Below are 15,210 nucleotides of genomic sequence, written 5' to 3' on the forward strand. Positions count from 1 at the left end.
CTTATATTTAACCTACTTGCACAAGACGCTATCGACAATACGTCAAGGAAATAAAATTTAATGAGACAAACCAGCACTGCGCCAAGAAACAACAAGCTCAAACCGTCAAGCAACCTTATCATGAATGGCAGTGTGCGCGTGCGCGTGATTCGTACTTTGCTCGCTATTCAAAACGGTCAGTCGCTCTCAAGCGTCCTTGATCCATTATTGAATAGTTTGCATGATGGTGACAAAGGCTTCGCCCATGCGCTATTGCTCACGACATTGCGTCAGTGGCATGCGCTGGCACGTTTGCTCGATACTTTAGCAGACAACCCTATCGATGAGGTTGAGGTGCGCACCACCATTCAAGTAGGCTTAGTACAGTTGCTCTATTTAGAAGTGGCTGATCATGCCGCGATTCATGAAACCGTTGAAGCTGCCAAAGAAATTGAGTTCGCTCATTCAACTGGTTTGGTGAATGCTATTTTGCGTAAAGTCGCTAAGAACCCAAGCAAATTCCGTAAGAAGTGCGATAAAAAGCATAGTCTACCGAATTGGCTCGCTTATCAGCTTAAGCAAGACTGGAGCGAGGAGTATGATGAGCTGACACAAGGCTTGCGCCAACCAGCCCCGATGTTTTTACGAGTAAATTCGGCGGTTACTTCGGTAGAGGATTATCAGCAAGCACTCGATGGGGCAGAAATTGATGCAGACATCGTTGAGCTAACGACTGGTTTTAAGATAGCGAATTCGTCAGAGTCTGCCACTGCTACAATGCTATCAACCAAAGGTCTCCGGCTGCATCAAAGCACTGCCGTTAACGCTTTGCCTGAGTTTGCTTTAGGGGTTGCCAGCGTTCAAGACATGCATGCCCAGTTAGCTGCACCAATTATTAATAAAGCATTGATGGCTAAGCTTAGCGCTGAAAATAACAGCGCTGAAAATAACAGTGCTAACGATACTGACAGCGACAGTGATGAAAGCAATAATAATGAGATACACATTCTAGATGCTTGCGCGGCACCTGGTGGCAAGCTGGCTCACTGGTTAGAACTTATAAGTTCTAAGAACGAGTCATCGTTGTTTCACGTGAAACAAGATAATGCTGAAACGTCGCCTGAAACAGCTAATATCAAGGTAACGGCTATCGATAACGAAGCACCACGTATCGAGCGTATTCGTGAGAATTTACAGCGCCTAAATCTGAGTCAGCATGATTTGCAGCAAGCAGATAACAGCATCGCACTCAACATCGTCTGTGCAGATGCGACCAGATGGCAGCATGGCAAGAATAAAAAAGCGGCTACCAATGAACCCGTATTTGATGCGATATTATTGGATTCTCCTTGTACCGCGACTGGCGTGATTCGTCGCCATCCTGATATCAGTATCCTGCGTACCGAAGAAGATATCGAGCAAACGGCGCTGTTGCAAGCAGACATCTTGCATAACTTATGGCCACAACTCAAAGCTGGTGGTTATCTGCTGTATGTGACATGTTCTATCTTAAAGCAAGAGAATGTCGAGCAAATGCAGGACTTTATCACTCATCATAATGATGCAGTAGCGATTGAGTTTACTGACGATTGCAGCTGGGGTATCGAACAAGCAATAGGTCGTCAGTGCTTACCGATTGATAGCGCGAGTGGTGATGGGTTTTATTATGCGTTGTTGATGAAGAGTTAAAGTAATGACTACTCAAGCTAAAAAAGTATTGGGTGATTTACGGCAGTCATACTTAATGTTAGAAAATGAAACGAATTATGAGAGTTTTAGAGTACTATGGGTTGCTGCTATTACTCTAGCGAGAGCAATTGGACATATATTAGATAAAGTTGACTCTCGACAATCTGAACTAATGAAAGTAACTGTCAGCAATAAATGGAAAAGTCTTAAAGAAAACAAAGAAGTAGCAGCCAATAAAATATTTTTTGAGTTCATTGAAGATGAAAGGAATAAAATTCTAAAAGAATATGAGTTTGGACTACTATCTTCCCCTATTGATTTATTTGTTGTAGATACTGACTCTATTCCTAGTAAATTTACGTTAGGTGATGGGATTTATATACCTTTACAAAATGGATTTTATGTTGGGACTGATTGTAGAGATGTTCTAGCTGAAGCCATTCAGTGGTGGGAAGAGTACATAAACGAGATAGATGCAGAAATAAAATAAATTCACTATTCAGTAGCTAGAAAAATTGACAGGACAAAACATGAAATACATAAGTACACGTGGTCAGACAGCGCCGATGGATTTTAGTGATGTGCTTTTGATGGGTCTTGCCCCAGATGGTGGTTTGATGTTGCCTGAGCATTATCCAAACATTGATAGCGCTGTACTCGATGAATGGCGTACGCTTAGCTATCCGCAGCTTGCGATGGCGATTATGCAGCGCTTTGCCACTGATATTCCTGTGGCTGATTTGCAAGACCTCATTGAGCGTACTTATACCGCGGAAGTATTTGGTAGTGAAGAGATTGTTCCTGTCCGCAAGATTGAAGACAATTTATATATTTTAGGACTATCAAATGGTCCTACATTGGCATTTAAAGATGTTGCCATGCAGTTTTTGGGCAATGCCTTTGAGTATGTGCTTAAGAAAAAAGACGCGCGTATTACTATTATTGGCGCGACTAGTGGTGACACGGGTAGTGCGGCAGAGTATGCGCTACGTGGTAAAGAGAATATCGAAGTCTTTATGCTGTCACCGCATGGCAAAATGAGTGAGTTCCAACGTGCACAGATGTATAGTTTGGCGGATGCTAATATCCATAATATCGCTATTGATGGTATGTTTGATGATTGCCAAGATATCGTCAAGGCATTGCAGCAAGATGCTGAGTTTAAAGCGGCTTATAACCTAGGCACGGTAAACTCTATCAACTGGGGTCGTATCCTAGCGCAAATCGTTTATTACTTTAAAGCCTATTTTGCAGTCACGACGAGCAACGATGAAAAAGTCAGCTTTAGCGTACCGTCAGGTAACTTCGGTAATATCTGTGCCGGTCACATCGCTCGTGAAATGGGACTGCCAATTGATCGTTTGATTGTCGCTACCAATGAAAACGATGTGCTAAATGACTTCTTTAACCAAGGTGCTTATCAGCCGCGCCCGACTGAAAAAACTTACATTACCTCAAGCCCATCGATGGATATCTCCAAAGCGTCCAACTTTGAGCGTTTTGTTTATTTGCTACTAGAAAAAGACAGCGCGCGCGTTCATGAGTTGTTTGAAGGGGTGAAATCTGGTCAAGGTTTTGACTTATCTGACTTGATGGATGCAGTCAACAGCCGTTACGGTTTTGCGGCTGGCAAGTCTACCCATAACGACCGCCTGCAAACCATAAAAACGCTTTATAAGCAGCATGGTGAGTTGGTTGATCCGCATACTGCTGACGGTATCAAGGTCGCTAAAGAATTGCAGCAAGAGGGCGAAATCATCGTTTGTGCAGAGACAGCATTACCCGTCAAATTTGCTGACACGATCGTTGAAGCGATTGGGCCAATAGACATCGCTCGCCCAGCGCATACCGAAGGCTTGGAGAGCTTACCACAGCACGTGGTGGTGCTAGATAACGACGCTAAGCAAGTAGCTGAGCAAATTCGCCAGCATGTCAGACCAAATCCAGCCTAAATCAACGCTGGACTTGTTATTAGCTTTGTTTAACTATTAAACAAGCGTCCATATAAAAGTTACGCCATTGTAATAAAGTGTTTATGATTGTGTTATGGTAGATATAATTGTAATATTGGAAACAGCGTCGGCGACTCATCATTTTGCTAGACGCTTTTTTAGCAATCACACCAGCCAATTACACTGAACAGCTGCCCTATAGGCGTTATGATAACCGTACTGTTAAGTCCTTGTATGCTCTTAATTGCTTGTCATTGATTTTAATAATGCTCAAGGATTAAGATTAAATAATGGGTCTAAATAGTATTAATTGTGGCGACAACAGCGGTACATATTGTGGATATAACAATGAAGATGAGCTTAAAAACGATAGCAAAAGCCCTGTTGATCACGACATTTAGTAGTGCAATGCTAATGACTACTGCCCACGCTAACAATCCAGCACCAACCATTAAAGCGGATGCGCCCAATCGCTATACGGTCAAAAAAGGCGACACATTGTGGGATATCTCAGGACGCTATCTAGACAGTCCATGGCGCTGGAAAGAAATTTGGGCGACCAATAAGCAAATCAAAAATCCCAACCTTATTTATCCCAACGATATTCTTATCTTATGTGTGATTCAAGGTAAGACTTTGATTGGTGTCGATACGGGTGAGGGCTGTGCTGGGATTGAAAAACAATTGACCGGTACTGCAGTTGCCACCTCGGTAACGGTCACGTCGACGGCGAATAGCATTCCACCTATTCCATGGTCTGCTATCCAGCATTGGCTAGATAAAACCATCATCGTTAATCCAGCAGATTTCAATACCACACCTTATATATTAGCATCTAAAAAAGGCAACTTAATCACGGCAAGCGGTGATAAAGTGTATGCCAAAGGCGTGCCGCTTATCGTTGGTCAGCGTTATGGTATCTACCGTGAAGGTGAGATGTATGTCGAGCCAAAGACTCAGAAAGTCATAGGTCTCGAAGTGACCCAAGTAGCGACTGGATTGGTTACTTCTACAGAAACCAATGGCGTTACCAGTTTGCAACTTACCGACAGCTACGGTAAAGAAGTGCGTGAAGGTGATCGCGTTTTTGTTGAGTTAAACAACTCTATCCCGCCTGTATTTTACCCAACGCCTGCAACGGTTAGCCGCGGCGGTATGATTGTCCGTGTCATGGACTCAATCAGTTCAGCGGCGAAGGGCAGTGTGGTCGCGATTAATTTGGGCAGCGCAGAGGGTGCCAAACCCGGCGATGTGTTGACTGTCTATCAAAAAGGGGCGTTGGTACGCGATACCAAAGATAATGATGCCTCTGTACGCTTGCCAAGTGAGCAGAGCGGTATGGTCATGGTGTTCAATACTTTTGACCATATCAGCTACGCTTATGTGCTTGATTCTGAGCTACCGCTCAATGTGGGTGATCAATTACTACCTCCCCCTTATCTATAAGCCAGACTTCTTGAGTCCGTTGAATCCGTAAATGCGAGTCAGACCATTATGACGGCAGTTTCTCCAGTGTTATCCGACGAGCAGCGCGCAATATTGGCGCTGTGGACCGAGGTGAATGCGTCATTATCGGCTTATCATAAACTTATTACTTCTTTTGGTGCGGCAGAGCTTGCTTGGCAAGCCAAAGCAGAAGCATGGCGTCAGTTGGGTATTCACCATACGCATCTTGCCCGCCATGAACAGCCAGAGCACACGCAAGCCAGTATCGATAAAATTCAGCAAGCGCTCAACGAGGGACGCTACGGTCTGCTATTTTCTGATCAGCCTGACTATCCTGCCCAACTCTTACAAATCTATGACCCACCGCCATTATTGTTTTATCGTGGTAATCATGCACGCCTGCATCAAGCACAAATAGCCGTCGTCGGCAGTCGAAAACCCACCGCCCATGCGCAAAAAATTACTTTCGATATGGCACAGTATTTGGCGCAAGCTGGTTATATCATCACCAGTGGTCTTGCCATGGGGGTCGATAAGCGTGCGCATTTGGGTGCGCTGGCTCAGACAGATACTGAGTATCAAGGTCGAACAATTGGAGTCATGGGTACAGGGATTGATGTCAATTATCCCAATCATCATGATAAGTTGTTTACTCAAATCATCGATCAAGATGGCTGTATTATCAGCGAGCTGTTACCACACACGCAGCCGCATAAGCATACTTTTCCACGCCGCAATCGCTTGGTGGCGGGTTTAAGCTTAGCCACTATTGTCACCGAAGCGACTATTCAAAGCGGCTCACTGATTACCGCGCGCCTAACCTCTGAGCAAGGCAAGCAAGTTTTTGCGATTCCCAGTCATATTGACAATAGCAATGCTGAAGGCTGTCACCATTTGATACGTGAAGGCGCGACGCTGATTTATCATCCGCAGCAAGTAATCGAGGATGTAAATGGTCAGCTGGATTATGACAATAATGGCTATCGACCAGCACAACAGACAGCCAAGGCCAATCATAAGCTATCGAATAGTCATCAACCTTCTCATGCCGCAGAGGCAGACTCTTTGGCAACGACGAGCCAATCGACACCGTCTAACATCAAATCCCCTAAAAGCGCTATCATCGTCCCAGAGCATTTAGCGCTGGTCTATGAGCAGCTTGATTGGCATGGACAAGATTTAGACGCGCTATTGGTCAGTACCAAGCTTACGCCACCGCAGCTGATAGGGCAGTTAATGGAGCTTGAGTTACTAGGCGTCATCAGCGTGCAAGGTGGGCGTTATTTACGCGTTTAAAGTCGTATTTTCTCTACTTTTATGTTTTTCTACTTATTAATTTTAAGTGATTGAATACGGTACAATTTCATAAATATAGTCAGTGAAAAGTAGTATCGAACCATCACGCACTGCTGATATCAGCTTTTCTTGCTTGCTGTGTGTGCCTGCGCAGACAGAGGCGACAAAAAATTGATATCAGCAATACCGTCGCGTTGTTAAGATATTTTGACTATATTTGAATTTGGCTCACTTAGTCAGCTTCTCTCCTATGTTATTATTAATGCTTAAACTCCTACCTTTTCGAAGCCTTCAAGCCATGAAAAAATCTGCATCCTTTACTACTGATTCTGTCGTTCAAGCTGCTACGTGGCTAAAAGAAGGGCAGTTGCTTGCGTATCCCACCGAAAGCGTTTGGGGTATCGGTTGTGATGCTTACGACGAGATAGCCGTTCAGCGCATTTTAAATATCAAACAGCGTCCACAAGCCAAAGGCATGATTGTCGTTACTGACAGTGCGGAGCGTTTAATGCCTTTACTAGAGCCTTTAGAAGACAGTCAGCGCCAACAAATTATCAAGAGTTGGCAGGCAGATAGCGACAATATAGAGCTGCAATGCAAGCAAGCGCATACTTGGTTGTTACCTATTCCGCAGGCTCTAACGACAGTGATACCTTCTTGGATAACCGGGCAGCATCAAACAGTGGCAGTTAGAGTTATTGCCCATCCTATGGTTCGTCAATTGTGCCAACAATTGGTCGACGTTCAAAACCCCTTTGGGCTATTGGTTTCTACAAGTTGTAATCCATCAGGGCAACTGCCTGCTACGACTTTCACTGATGCATATGGGTATTTTGGCGAGCAAATCAGCTACTTGCAGGCTGACACTCTAGGCTATACATTGCCTAGTCAAATTCGTGATGCAGCGACAGGATTAATTGTTCGCTAGACAAATTACAGTTATTTAAAGGTTGATATTTATATCTATTTCACTATTGACAGAAATAAAAGAATAGCGCAAGATAAGTTAATCTAATCGTATAAAAAATTAAGTGAATGGCTCTTATGAAACTAAATCCTGTGACCGAAAAATTTATCTTACATTGGGGTGAAATGGGTTCGCAGTGGGGCGTTAATCGCACCATGTCACAGATACATGCGTTATTGTTTATCATTGGCAAGCCACTAAATGCTGAAGAAATCACTGACACACTTGGCGTCGCGCGCTCTAACGTTTCAAACAGTATTAAAGAGTTGCAGCATTGGGGCTTGGTACAAAAGATTTCGATATTGGGTGACCGTCGTGACCACTTTACGACCAATACCGATGTTTGGGAGTTGGCACGTATTATTGTCGTTGAGCGTCAGAAGCGTGAGCTTGAGCCAACAGTGCAGTTTTTACAAGAACTTATGGACAGCCCTGAATTTGAACATGAAAATAATGAGGTAAAGTCACGTATCCGTGATACCCAAGAATTCGTTAGTACCTTAACTACATGGTCATCTGAGATGCTTAAGCTGCCCACAAGCATCCTCAAAAAAGTCCTCAAACTTGGCGCTAGTATTAAAAAGGTTTTGCGTTAATAGTAAGCTGTACGATTTAAAATAAAAATTTTGCGATATTATTTCTGTTTTGACAGAAATATATGTAATAAATATAAAGGCCAGCTAAGTTTAAGTGACACGAGCTTCAGGAAAAGTAGCAGCAAGAAACAACAACGACAAATGGATGTGTAAAATGACAGTCAATCAAACACACGCTAATAAAGAGCAAGCCATTAAAAAGGCTATCGCTGCAGTCGAGTGGCAAGACTTGCGCCAGTTAACGCGCGGTCAAATCGCTTATAACGTTATTTTGCCTTATCCATTTTTGTTGTTGTCTTGGTGGTTCGCCAGCCAATCTTGGTATGTCTTAGCATGCGGGGCTTCTTACTTATTTTTTGCTGCCGCATTTCGCCAAGCGCACGATGGTTATCATCATAGTTTAGGGACAGGTAAGCGTACGACCACCGCGATATTACTATTGCTTAGCGTGCTACTGATGACCAGTTTGCACAGCATTCGAGCCACGCACATGGCACATCATCGTGATCCGCTGGGCGATAGTGACATTGAAGGAAGTCTAGCAAAAGTGTCATGGTGGCAAGCACTGCTCGGCGGGATAACTTATCGGCTCGATATTTATCGTCAAGGACTGCGTCTAAGCAGCCGTCGCAATCAAAGCTTGGCTTGGCTAGAATTTGGCTTGATTGCTTTAGTTATCTTGGTTGCCTTCGTACTGACCGTATTTACTGTCGCTGTTCCTGCTCTGACCATGTTAGCGCAAGTATTGATATACCACATATTGACCATGATGTTGGCCAATGCTAGCGTTGGCATCATTGCTGTATGGGGTGTGCACCATGATTGTGATGAGACAATCGCTCGCACTGAGCGTAATTCTGTAGTCAACTTGCTGACCTTCAATTTACTCTATCACGTAGAGCACCATCTCTTTCCTGCTGTGCCATCCAATCATTTACCTGAGCTTGCTAAGCGTTTAGATGCAGCAGCACCACATCTGACTAAGGCACATGTATTGCCAAATATGGCGACTGTGATGGAATTTATAAATCATTATGCGAGTAAGTTAAAAGATAAAGATCAAAATAGTAATGATAGTGAATGTCCTATTCGTAAGCGTTTTGCTTAGTAGAATGGACAGGCATGTCAGCATTACTTACTTTAGAAGAAAATGTTGAATGCTTGAGCTAATCGACTGAAAAAATAGCTAAAAAACTGTCTCTAAGGATATCGTCATGGGTTCAGATTCTAACAAAGGTCATGAAAATTATTCAAAAGCAAATATCATAGCATCCTATTTATTTTTTGGTGGAGCTATTGGTGGCAGCTTAATAGGATTAATAATAGCTATATTTGTGGTTTCAGAAGCTATCTTGCAAAATGATGTCTGGCAGAATATCGGTAGGTCAATAGTGCTAGCTATATTAGCAGTACCCATCTGTGCATTCTTTGGTTTCATGATAGGTTTGATCCCTGCAACATTGACTGGTTGTTTAGTCGCGAGTTTGAAACTATACCGCAATCATAAAGGTTTATCGTATTCAGCTATCATCGGTACAATATCGACGGTTATCTGTACTTTTCTACTCATGGTTTTTAACGATATCCCTTTTTCATTTGCTGCTTGTATCTTTGCTACCTTGATTGGAAGTTCTAGTGGATATTTCACAGGGTTATTTGTCTTACCAAAGGCATGATTCACAGAGATAAGTTACATAATTAATCATCAATTATCCACAGTAACTTCATTAGCTTTGCCAACGCCGTATTTATACTCAATTCACGATGAATGTTAATGGGATAAATAGAATGAAAACTAATAATGAGTTAGGTACGTATCCTTATCTACAAGTTATTATTTCGTTTGCAGGGCTTGGTAGCATAGTTGGTGGATTGATTGCAGAGCTGGTTTTATTATTTATTTTTAGGGATGCGGATTTTGCGCAGATTGGTTATCAGCCATTGCTATATGTCGGTCTGCTTGGTTTTATTCCTGCTTTATTAACAGGCATTATTGTCGCTACTCAACAGATATGGCGCGGTGATCATAAGAGTCTACGCACGACATTTTTGATTGGGTTTATAACGTCAGCAGGTTATATGGGTGCAATCATCTTATATTTAGGCATCAGCTCCTTGATAGAGGTTGGCGTGCTACTGGCCTTTATGATTGGTATAGGACTATTTGGCGCTATCAATTCAGCCATCGCTGGCTGCATTGCTTTACCAAAAGCATGTAAAAGTCGTTTTGATATAAAAGTTAAAAAAGAAGACGATGACTATAGCGAATTAAGTTTTACTAAACGATAAGCGAAAAATATAAGGAATAGGACATGAATATTTTAATCAGTGGTGGCTCAGGATTTTTAGGTAGTGCCTTTAGCAATGAAATTATGTCGCGTTACCGTGCCCAAAATAAAGCGCTGCATATTACTTGGCTGACGCGTGATAGCAGCCAAGCACATCCGAATGATATCGAAATGATGACTTATGATGAGCTGGCGAGCTCGGATAAAAGCTTTGAGGTTATTTTAAACCTAGCAGGTGCAGGTATCGCTGACTCGCGCTGGAGCGATGAGCGCAAAGAGCAACTTATGGCGAGCCGTATTAAGCCTACTGAGTCCTTATTGGCATTTATTAAGCGCACCAGTATCAAACCTAAGCTATTAGTTAGTGGTTCAGCGATTGGTTGGTATGGCACGCAAGGTGACAAACCTCTTACCGAAAGCAGTGGTTTTGAGACTGATTTTGCTCATCGATTATGTAATGAATGGGAGCAGCTAGCATTGACAGCAACCGAATATAGCGTGCCCGTGGCTATTGTGCGTACAGGTGTAGTGATTCATCCTGATGGCGGGATGCTCGGTAAGTTATTAACCCCATTTAAAATGGGCGTCGGTGGACAATTGGGTAATGGCAAGCAAATCATGAGTTGGGTCAGCCGTGAGGACTGGGTAGGGGCAGCGATATTCATCATTGAGCAGCATCTTGCTGATGATGCGAGCAGTCAAACCACCCATGAAAATACCCTACAGACTACAAATGATACGACAGCGGTCGTGTATAACCTAACGGCACCCAATCCCGTGAACAATCATACTTTCACCAAAACACTGGGGTCATGGTTACACCGTCCGACATTTTTTACTTTGCCAAATTTCTTACTTAAGCTGATGTTTGGTGAGATGTCGACGCTACTCATAGATGGACAAAAGGTATTGCCGCAAGCACTACAGAGCGCAGGTTATGAGTTCCAGCAGCCAACGCTAAAGCAGGCGTTGGAAGGACAGAAGTAAACTTTCGAATACATTTGAGGAATAATTATGAACAAAAAAGCAGTCAGTTTAATTCTACTATCTACGCTGTCAGGTTCTATCACTACAGCTTGTAGCGATAATGCCGATGTAAAAACGCAAACGCCACAATCAGAATTAACAGCGGAACCAAAACCGGAACTGAAAATAGCGGCTACTGACTCAAAGGAAGGGTCGATTATACAAACTGATTCTAATGCAGAGGATAAGGCAGTCGTGATGAGTAGCGGCGAAAATGTTTTAGGGATAAAGCAGGCAGAGACTTTTCAAGCTATATATGCCTCAACTTGTATGCAGTATTTACTCAAGCTTGATGAGTTGCGAGGTAATCTCAAAGCTTTACCTAAATTTCCTACCGCACAAGCTTCTCAACTTTTAGCAGGTGAAACAGGTTCGGCTTGGCCAGTACCTGCTGATACCGGTAGTTATATATTGGCAATTCCTGATAACAAGAACCTTTGTGCTATTTATGCCAAAGAGTTAGATGCTCAATTGGCTAATCAACAATTTACTGAGGTTTATAGCAAACCCCCGTCACCTTTTATCGCCACTCAAATAGATAACACCACCAAACCAGTGGGAGGAGGTGTTAAAACAACTTTGTCATATAGTTGGAGTGCGCCTGATACACAGAGAAAGATGCTGTTTATGTTGACGATTGATGATTCTGCGACTACAGATGTCAAAGCGATGTATACGGCTTCGATAATGAGTGAATAGATGTTTCATGTGAAACATACCCAATTTGTTGTTTAAGATTTATGTTTCATGTGAAACAAAATGGAGGTGTGTATGAGTAGTATTGAGAGCAGTGCTACAGTTACTGTGATCAACTATCCAAAAGGGAAGGTAATAGGGATTTATGGATTATTAGGTGGTGCGATAGGTGGCTTAATTCTCATCTCATATATCATTGTGATAACTATAGTTAAAGAAAGTATTTCTGTAAACGATGCTCTCGACTTTCTTAAAATGTTAGCAGCTGGTGCGGTTTTTGGTTTTTTTCTGGGTTTGTTACCAGCATTTTTAACGGGTTATTGTGCATCTAAATTGGAGATATATTTCGATTCTATAATAAAGGTATTTCCACTATTTATAATTGGTTTTACGAGCACTTTTCTATGCATAGTTTGGTTTATGCTAGAGTCGGCTTCGATAGATTCTGTAATAGGAATTGTCTTGTTTTGCTGTATCGGTGGTGCAAGTGCAATAGTCACAGGTCTTATCGCATTACCTAAACATAAATAAAATTTATCCATATATTTCACTTTTGACAGAAATTAAATAAATAACACTAAATAACTAAATCAAGTGGTCGCGCCAGTAAGACAGCTACTGCTTATCACTAAGTAAGGAGAACATCATGCGTCATCCTTCGTTAGCCAATATTGAATGGCAAGATTTGCGTCAGCTCAAGCCCACTGAGACCGTTTACAATATCTTTTTATCGTTACCATTTTTATTATTGTCATGGTGGAGCGCGTGGCAGGGGTTTTGGCTACTTGCGCTGGCTGCGACGTTTTTCTTTTTTACTGCCGCACTTAGACAAGCCCATGATTGCTATCACCGCACTTTAGGTGTGAGCAAAGTCGCCACTGAGCTCATGCTGTTTCTTCTCAGTATCACGATGCTCTGTAGTACGCATGCTATTCGGCACACCCATCTCAATCATCACAGAGATCCGCTTGGAGACAGCGATGTCGAAGGTAACTGGGCACGCCTGCCTTGGTATCAGGCGATATTAGGCGGTGGTGTTTTTTCTATTATGATTCAGTGGTTTGGTTTGACGCATGGTAGCCGCCGCAATCGTATTCTCGTTGGCTTTGATATGCTGCTTATTTTCGCAGTAATTGCCGCTGCTTTTATCACGATGCATCCCGTATTGGTGTATCACGTATTGGTGATGATATTGGCCAATACGATGGTGGGGTTCTTTGCCGTATGGAGCGTCCATCATGGTTGTGATGAGGTGGTATATGCCCGCAGTGAGCGTCATCCCTTAATTAACCTACTGACTTTCAATTTACTTTACCACATTGAGCATCATCTGTTTCCAGCAGTACCAACCAATCATTTACCGAAGCTTGCCAAGCGTTTAGATGCTACCGCACCTCAGTGGACGCAGCAGCCAGTAATCGCTTTGTTGGCCCCAGCCAATCAGTATCCAGTAGTACACATGATTGAACATAGTGAACATGAACGAAAAATCTAATAGCCTCGATGCTGAGGTATCACTTATAAAGGAGTTCTAACATGATTATCCAAAATCATATCAACAGCTATCGAGAGCAAGCGAGTTTATCCATTACCATGTACTACGATGATGCGTGTGTGATATGCAGCACCGAGGCGCACAATATGAAAATGCGCCAGCCGGAGAAGATACACTTAGTTCCTGTAGAAGAGGGGCTTGATGCGTTAGTCGCCGCAGGATTTAGTCGCAATGATGCGATGACTTATATGTGTATGCAAGACAGCTACGGCAATTGGTACACGCACATGGATGCCGTGCGGCTGCTCTACAGGACGGGCGGCGTTAAATGGTCACCGTTGTTGTTTTTGCCAGTAGTCAAACAACTGGGTGACTTTGCTTATCCGTATGTCGCGCGCAATCGCTATAAAATTCCGAATTGGGTGACCAAATTGCTCTATGGCAAAGCGCTGATGCAGGCTTGTGAAAACGGCGTTTGCAAAATAGCACCAGATAAACGTTGAAGTGCTTTTACTGGCTACTATTTAATTTTATGGCAACAGCAGTCTAGAGGCAAAGCATATGAAGTTTTCGTGGAAAAAAGGAGGCTATGTTCAGAGCATTCAGCTTTTAACGTAAGATAGCATCCTCTTCATCTGATTAGATCTTACTATGTGGTTCTTTATCATTTTCACTCAGTTGCTAGCTGTTATGACCAGCGTTCTTCTCTGCTGGTTTGTAAAGCCAAAAACTACGTCTGCTAAAATCGCGCTGATAGCTGCTGTCTTTATTATTAATAATGTGGCTCTCATTTATGGTTTGACTGAGTTTTGGGGTGAGCGCTTTCATGTCTATTTGGTCGTTAGTATTTTGCAAGGTTTTATGCTTTATGCTGGTGTGATAACGGCTGCGGTAGCGCTACTCGTTTATCAGGTCATCAAGCGAAAATCTCGTCCAATACTCTTGCGCGCCTTTGCCGTCACGACTTATGTCGCCATTGTTAGCTTAGCGGTATTTAATGCTTACTCGCCCGTTGTACACCGTCTAACAGTCACTATAGATAAGCCACTGGATAAGCCAATGGATATCGCGCTTGTCTCTGATACGCATCTGGGTAGATGGTTTGGCAATCGACAGATAAAGAAAATGGTAAACCTTATCGATGCGCAACATCCTGATGTCGTGGTTATCGCTGGTGACATTATGAATGACAACACCGTTGCTTACGATAATACGAATATGCATGAGCAGCTATCAAAGCTAAAGGCACCGCTTGGCGTCTATGCAACTTTAGGCAATCACGATTATTTCGGTTATGACCAGCAGATCACACAGGCGGTGGAAGAGGCGGGCATCAAAGCCCTTGATAATGAGAGTGTGCTATTAAATGACTCGGTATGGCTGGTGGGTCGCTCAGACGATATCGATCGTACCAGACTGTCAGCTGAGGAGTTATTGACACAAGTACAGACAGACAAACCGGTGATATTTTTGGAGCATCGTCCTAGCGCGATGGATGAGGTCAGCGCCCTGCCAGTCGATTTGCATCTGTCTGGACATACCCATGGCGGGCAGATATTTCCACTAACGATATTGATGGATTGGTTGACACCGCTAAACTATGGCAGCAAAAAAATAGCCGATACGCAGTTTTTGGTGACCTCTGGTTATGGCATCGGTCCCGTACCATTTAGACTGGGTACGCGTTCTGAGATTTGGATAATTACGTTGCAATCTGGTGTATGAGCCATTTAAATGAACAGTGTTACCCTTATGATAAAGCCTCTACCATATCTAAATG

General features: G+C 43.0%; 16 protein-coding genes. All 16 read left to right on the forward strand.

What is annotated here, in order from left to right:
• Positions 1-60: 60 nt before the first annotated feature.
• The 16 genes from RH96_RS03120 to RH96_RS03195 all read left to right on the forward strand — a co-directional run bounded on the left by RH96_RS03120 (position 61) and on the right by RH96_RS03195 (position 15,155).
• The gene (locus tag RH96_RS03120) at positions 61-1,668 is read left to right on the forward strand and encodes a transcription antitermination factor NusB (protein WP_010197178.1); all 1,608 of its coding nucleotides are present in this window, start codon (positions 61-63) and stop codon (positions 1,666-1,668) included.
• A gap of 4 nt (positions 1,669-1,672) precedes the next feature.
• The gene (locus tag RH96_RS03125; protein WP_010197179.1) at positions 1,673-2,158 is read left to right on the forward strand and encodes a hypothetical protein; all 486 of its coding nucleotides are present in this window, start codon (positions 1,673-1,675) and stop codon (positions 2,156-2,158) included.
• A gap of 40 nt (positions 2,159-2,198) precedes the next feature.
• Entirely contained in the window at positions 2,199-3,620 is a 1,422-nt protein-coding gene (gene thrC, locus RH96_RS03130) for a threonine synthase (protein ID WP_010197180.1), read from the forward strand.
• A 348-nt stretch (positions 3,621-3,968) separates the two neighbouring features.
• Complete coding sequence (locus tag RH96_RS03135) at positions 3,969-5,066, forward strand: LysM peptidoglycan-binding domain-containing protein (RefSeq protein ID WP_010197181.1); 1,098 nt, start codon at positions 3,969-3,971, stop codon at positions 5,064-5,066.
• 48 nt (positions 5,067-5,114) lie between these two features.
• Positions 5,115-6,362, forward strand: coding sequence for a DNA-processing protein DprA (gene dprA / locus RH96_RS03140; protein ID WP_010197182.1), 1,248 nt, complete (start codon positions 5,115-5,117; stop codon positions 6,360-6,362).
• Between the two features lie 298 nt (positions 6,363-6,660).
• A complete protein-coding gene (locus RH96_RS03145) occupies positions 6,661-7,290 on the forward strand; it encodes an L-threonylcarbamoyladenylate synthase (RefSeq protein WP_010197183.1) in 630 nt (209 codons plus the stop codon).
• Between the two features lie 116 nt (positions 7,291-7,406).
• Entirely contained in the window at positions 7,407-7,925 is a 519-nt protein-coding gene (locus tag RH96_RS03150; RefSeq protein WP_010197184.1) for a GbsR/MarR family transcriptional regulator, read from the forward strand.
• A 154-nt stretch (positions 7,926-8,079) separates the two neighbouring features.
• Positions 8,080-9,033 (forward strand): fatty acid desaturase family protein, encoded by a 954-nt coding sequence (locus tag RH96_RS03155; RefSeq protein ID WP_010197186.1) that lies wholly within the window; start codon positions 8,080-8,082, stop codon positions 9,031-9,033.
• A gap of 106 nt (positions 9,034-9,139) precedes the next feature.
• Positions 9,140-9,601 carry a hypothetical protein gene (locus RH96_RS03160; RefSeq protein ID WP_010197187.1) on the forward strand — a complete coding sequence of 154 codons (462 nt, stop codon included), beginning with the start codon at positions 9,140-9,142 and terminating at the stop codon, positions 9,599-9,601.
• A 112-nt stretch (positions 9,602-9,713) separates the two neighbouring features.
• Positions 9,714-10,214, forward strand: coding sequence for a hypothetical protein (locus tag RH96_RS03165; protein WP_010197188.1), 501 nt, complete (start codon positions 9,714-9,716; stop codon positions 10,212-10,214).
• A 23-nt stretch (positions 10,215-10,237) separates the two neighbouring features.
• A complete protein-coding gene (locus RH96_RS03170; protein WP_010197189.1) occupies positions 10,238-11,200 on the forward strand; it encodes a TIGR01777 family oxidoreductase in 963 nt (320 codons plus the stop codon).
• Positions 11,201-11,227: 27 nt separating this feature from the next.
• On the forward strand, positions 11,228-11,938 hold the full coding sequence (locus tag RH96_RS03175) for an NMCC_0638 family (lipo)protein (protein WP_010197190.1): 711 nt from the start codon (positions 11,228-11,230) through the stop codon (positions 11,936-11,938).
• A gap of 72 nt (positions 11,939-12,010) precedes the next feature.
• Entirely contained in the window at positions 12,011-12,466 is a 456-nt protein-coding gene (locus RH96_RS03180; protein WP_010197191.1) for a hypothetical protein, read from the forward strand.
• A 115-nt stretch (positions 12,467-12,581) separates the two neighbouring features.
• Entirely contained in the window at positions 12,582-13,430 is an 849-nt protein-coding gene (locus RH96_RS03185) for a fatty acid desaturase family protein (protein WP_010197192.1), read from the forward strand.
• A 41-nt stretch (positions 13,431-13,471) separates the two neighbouring features.
• A complete protein-coding gene (locus tag RH96_RS03190) occupies positions 13,472-13,933 on the forward strand; it encodes a thiol-disulfide oxidoreductase DCC family protein (protein WP_010197196.1) in 462 nt (153 codons plus the stop codon).
• 187 nt (positions 13,934-14,120) lie between these two features.
• Positions 14,121-15,155: a metallophosphoesterase gene (locus RH96_RS03195; RefSeq protein ID WP_227500934.1), complete on the forward strand. Its 1,035-nt coding sequence runs from the start codon at positions 14,121-14,123 to the stop codon at positions 15,153-15,155.
• Positions 15,156-15,210: the final 55 nt, after the last annotated feature.

Origin of the sequence: Psychrobacter sp. PAMC 21119 (assembly GCF_000247495.1) — a bacterium.
Classification (GTDB): Bacteria; Pseudomonadota; Gammaproteobacteria; order Pseudomonadales; family Moraxellaceae; genus Psychrobacter; species Psychrobacter glaciei.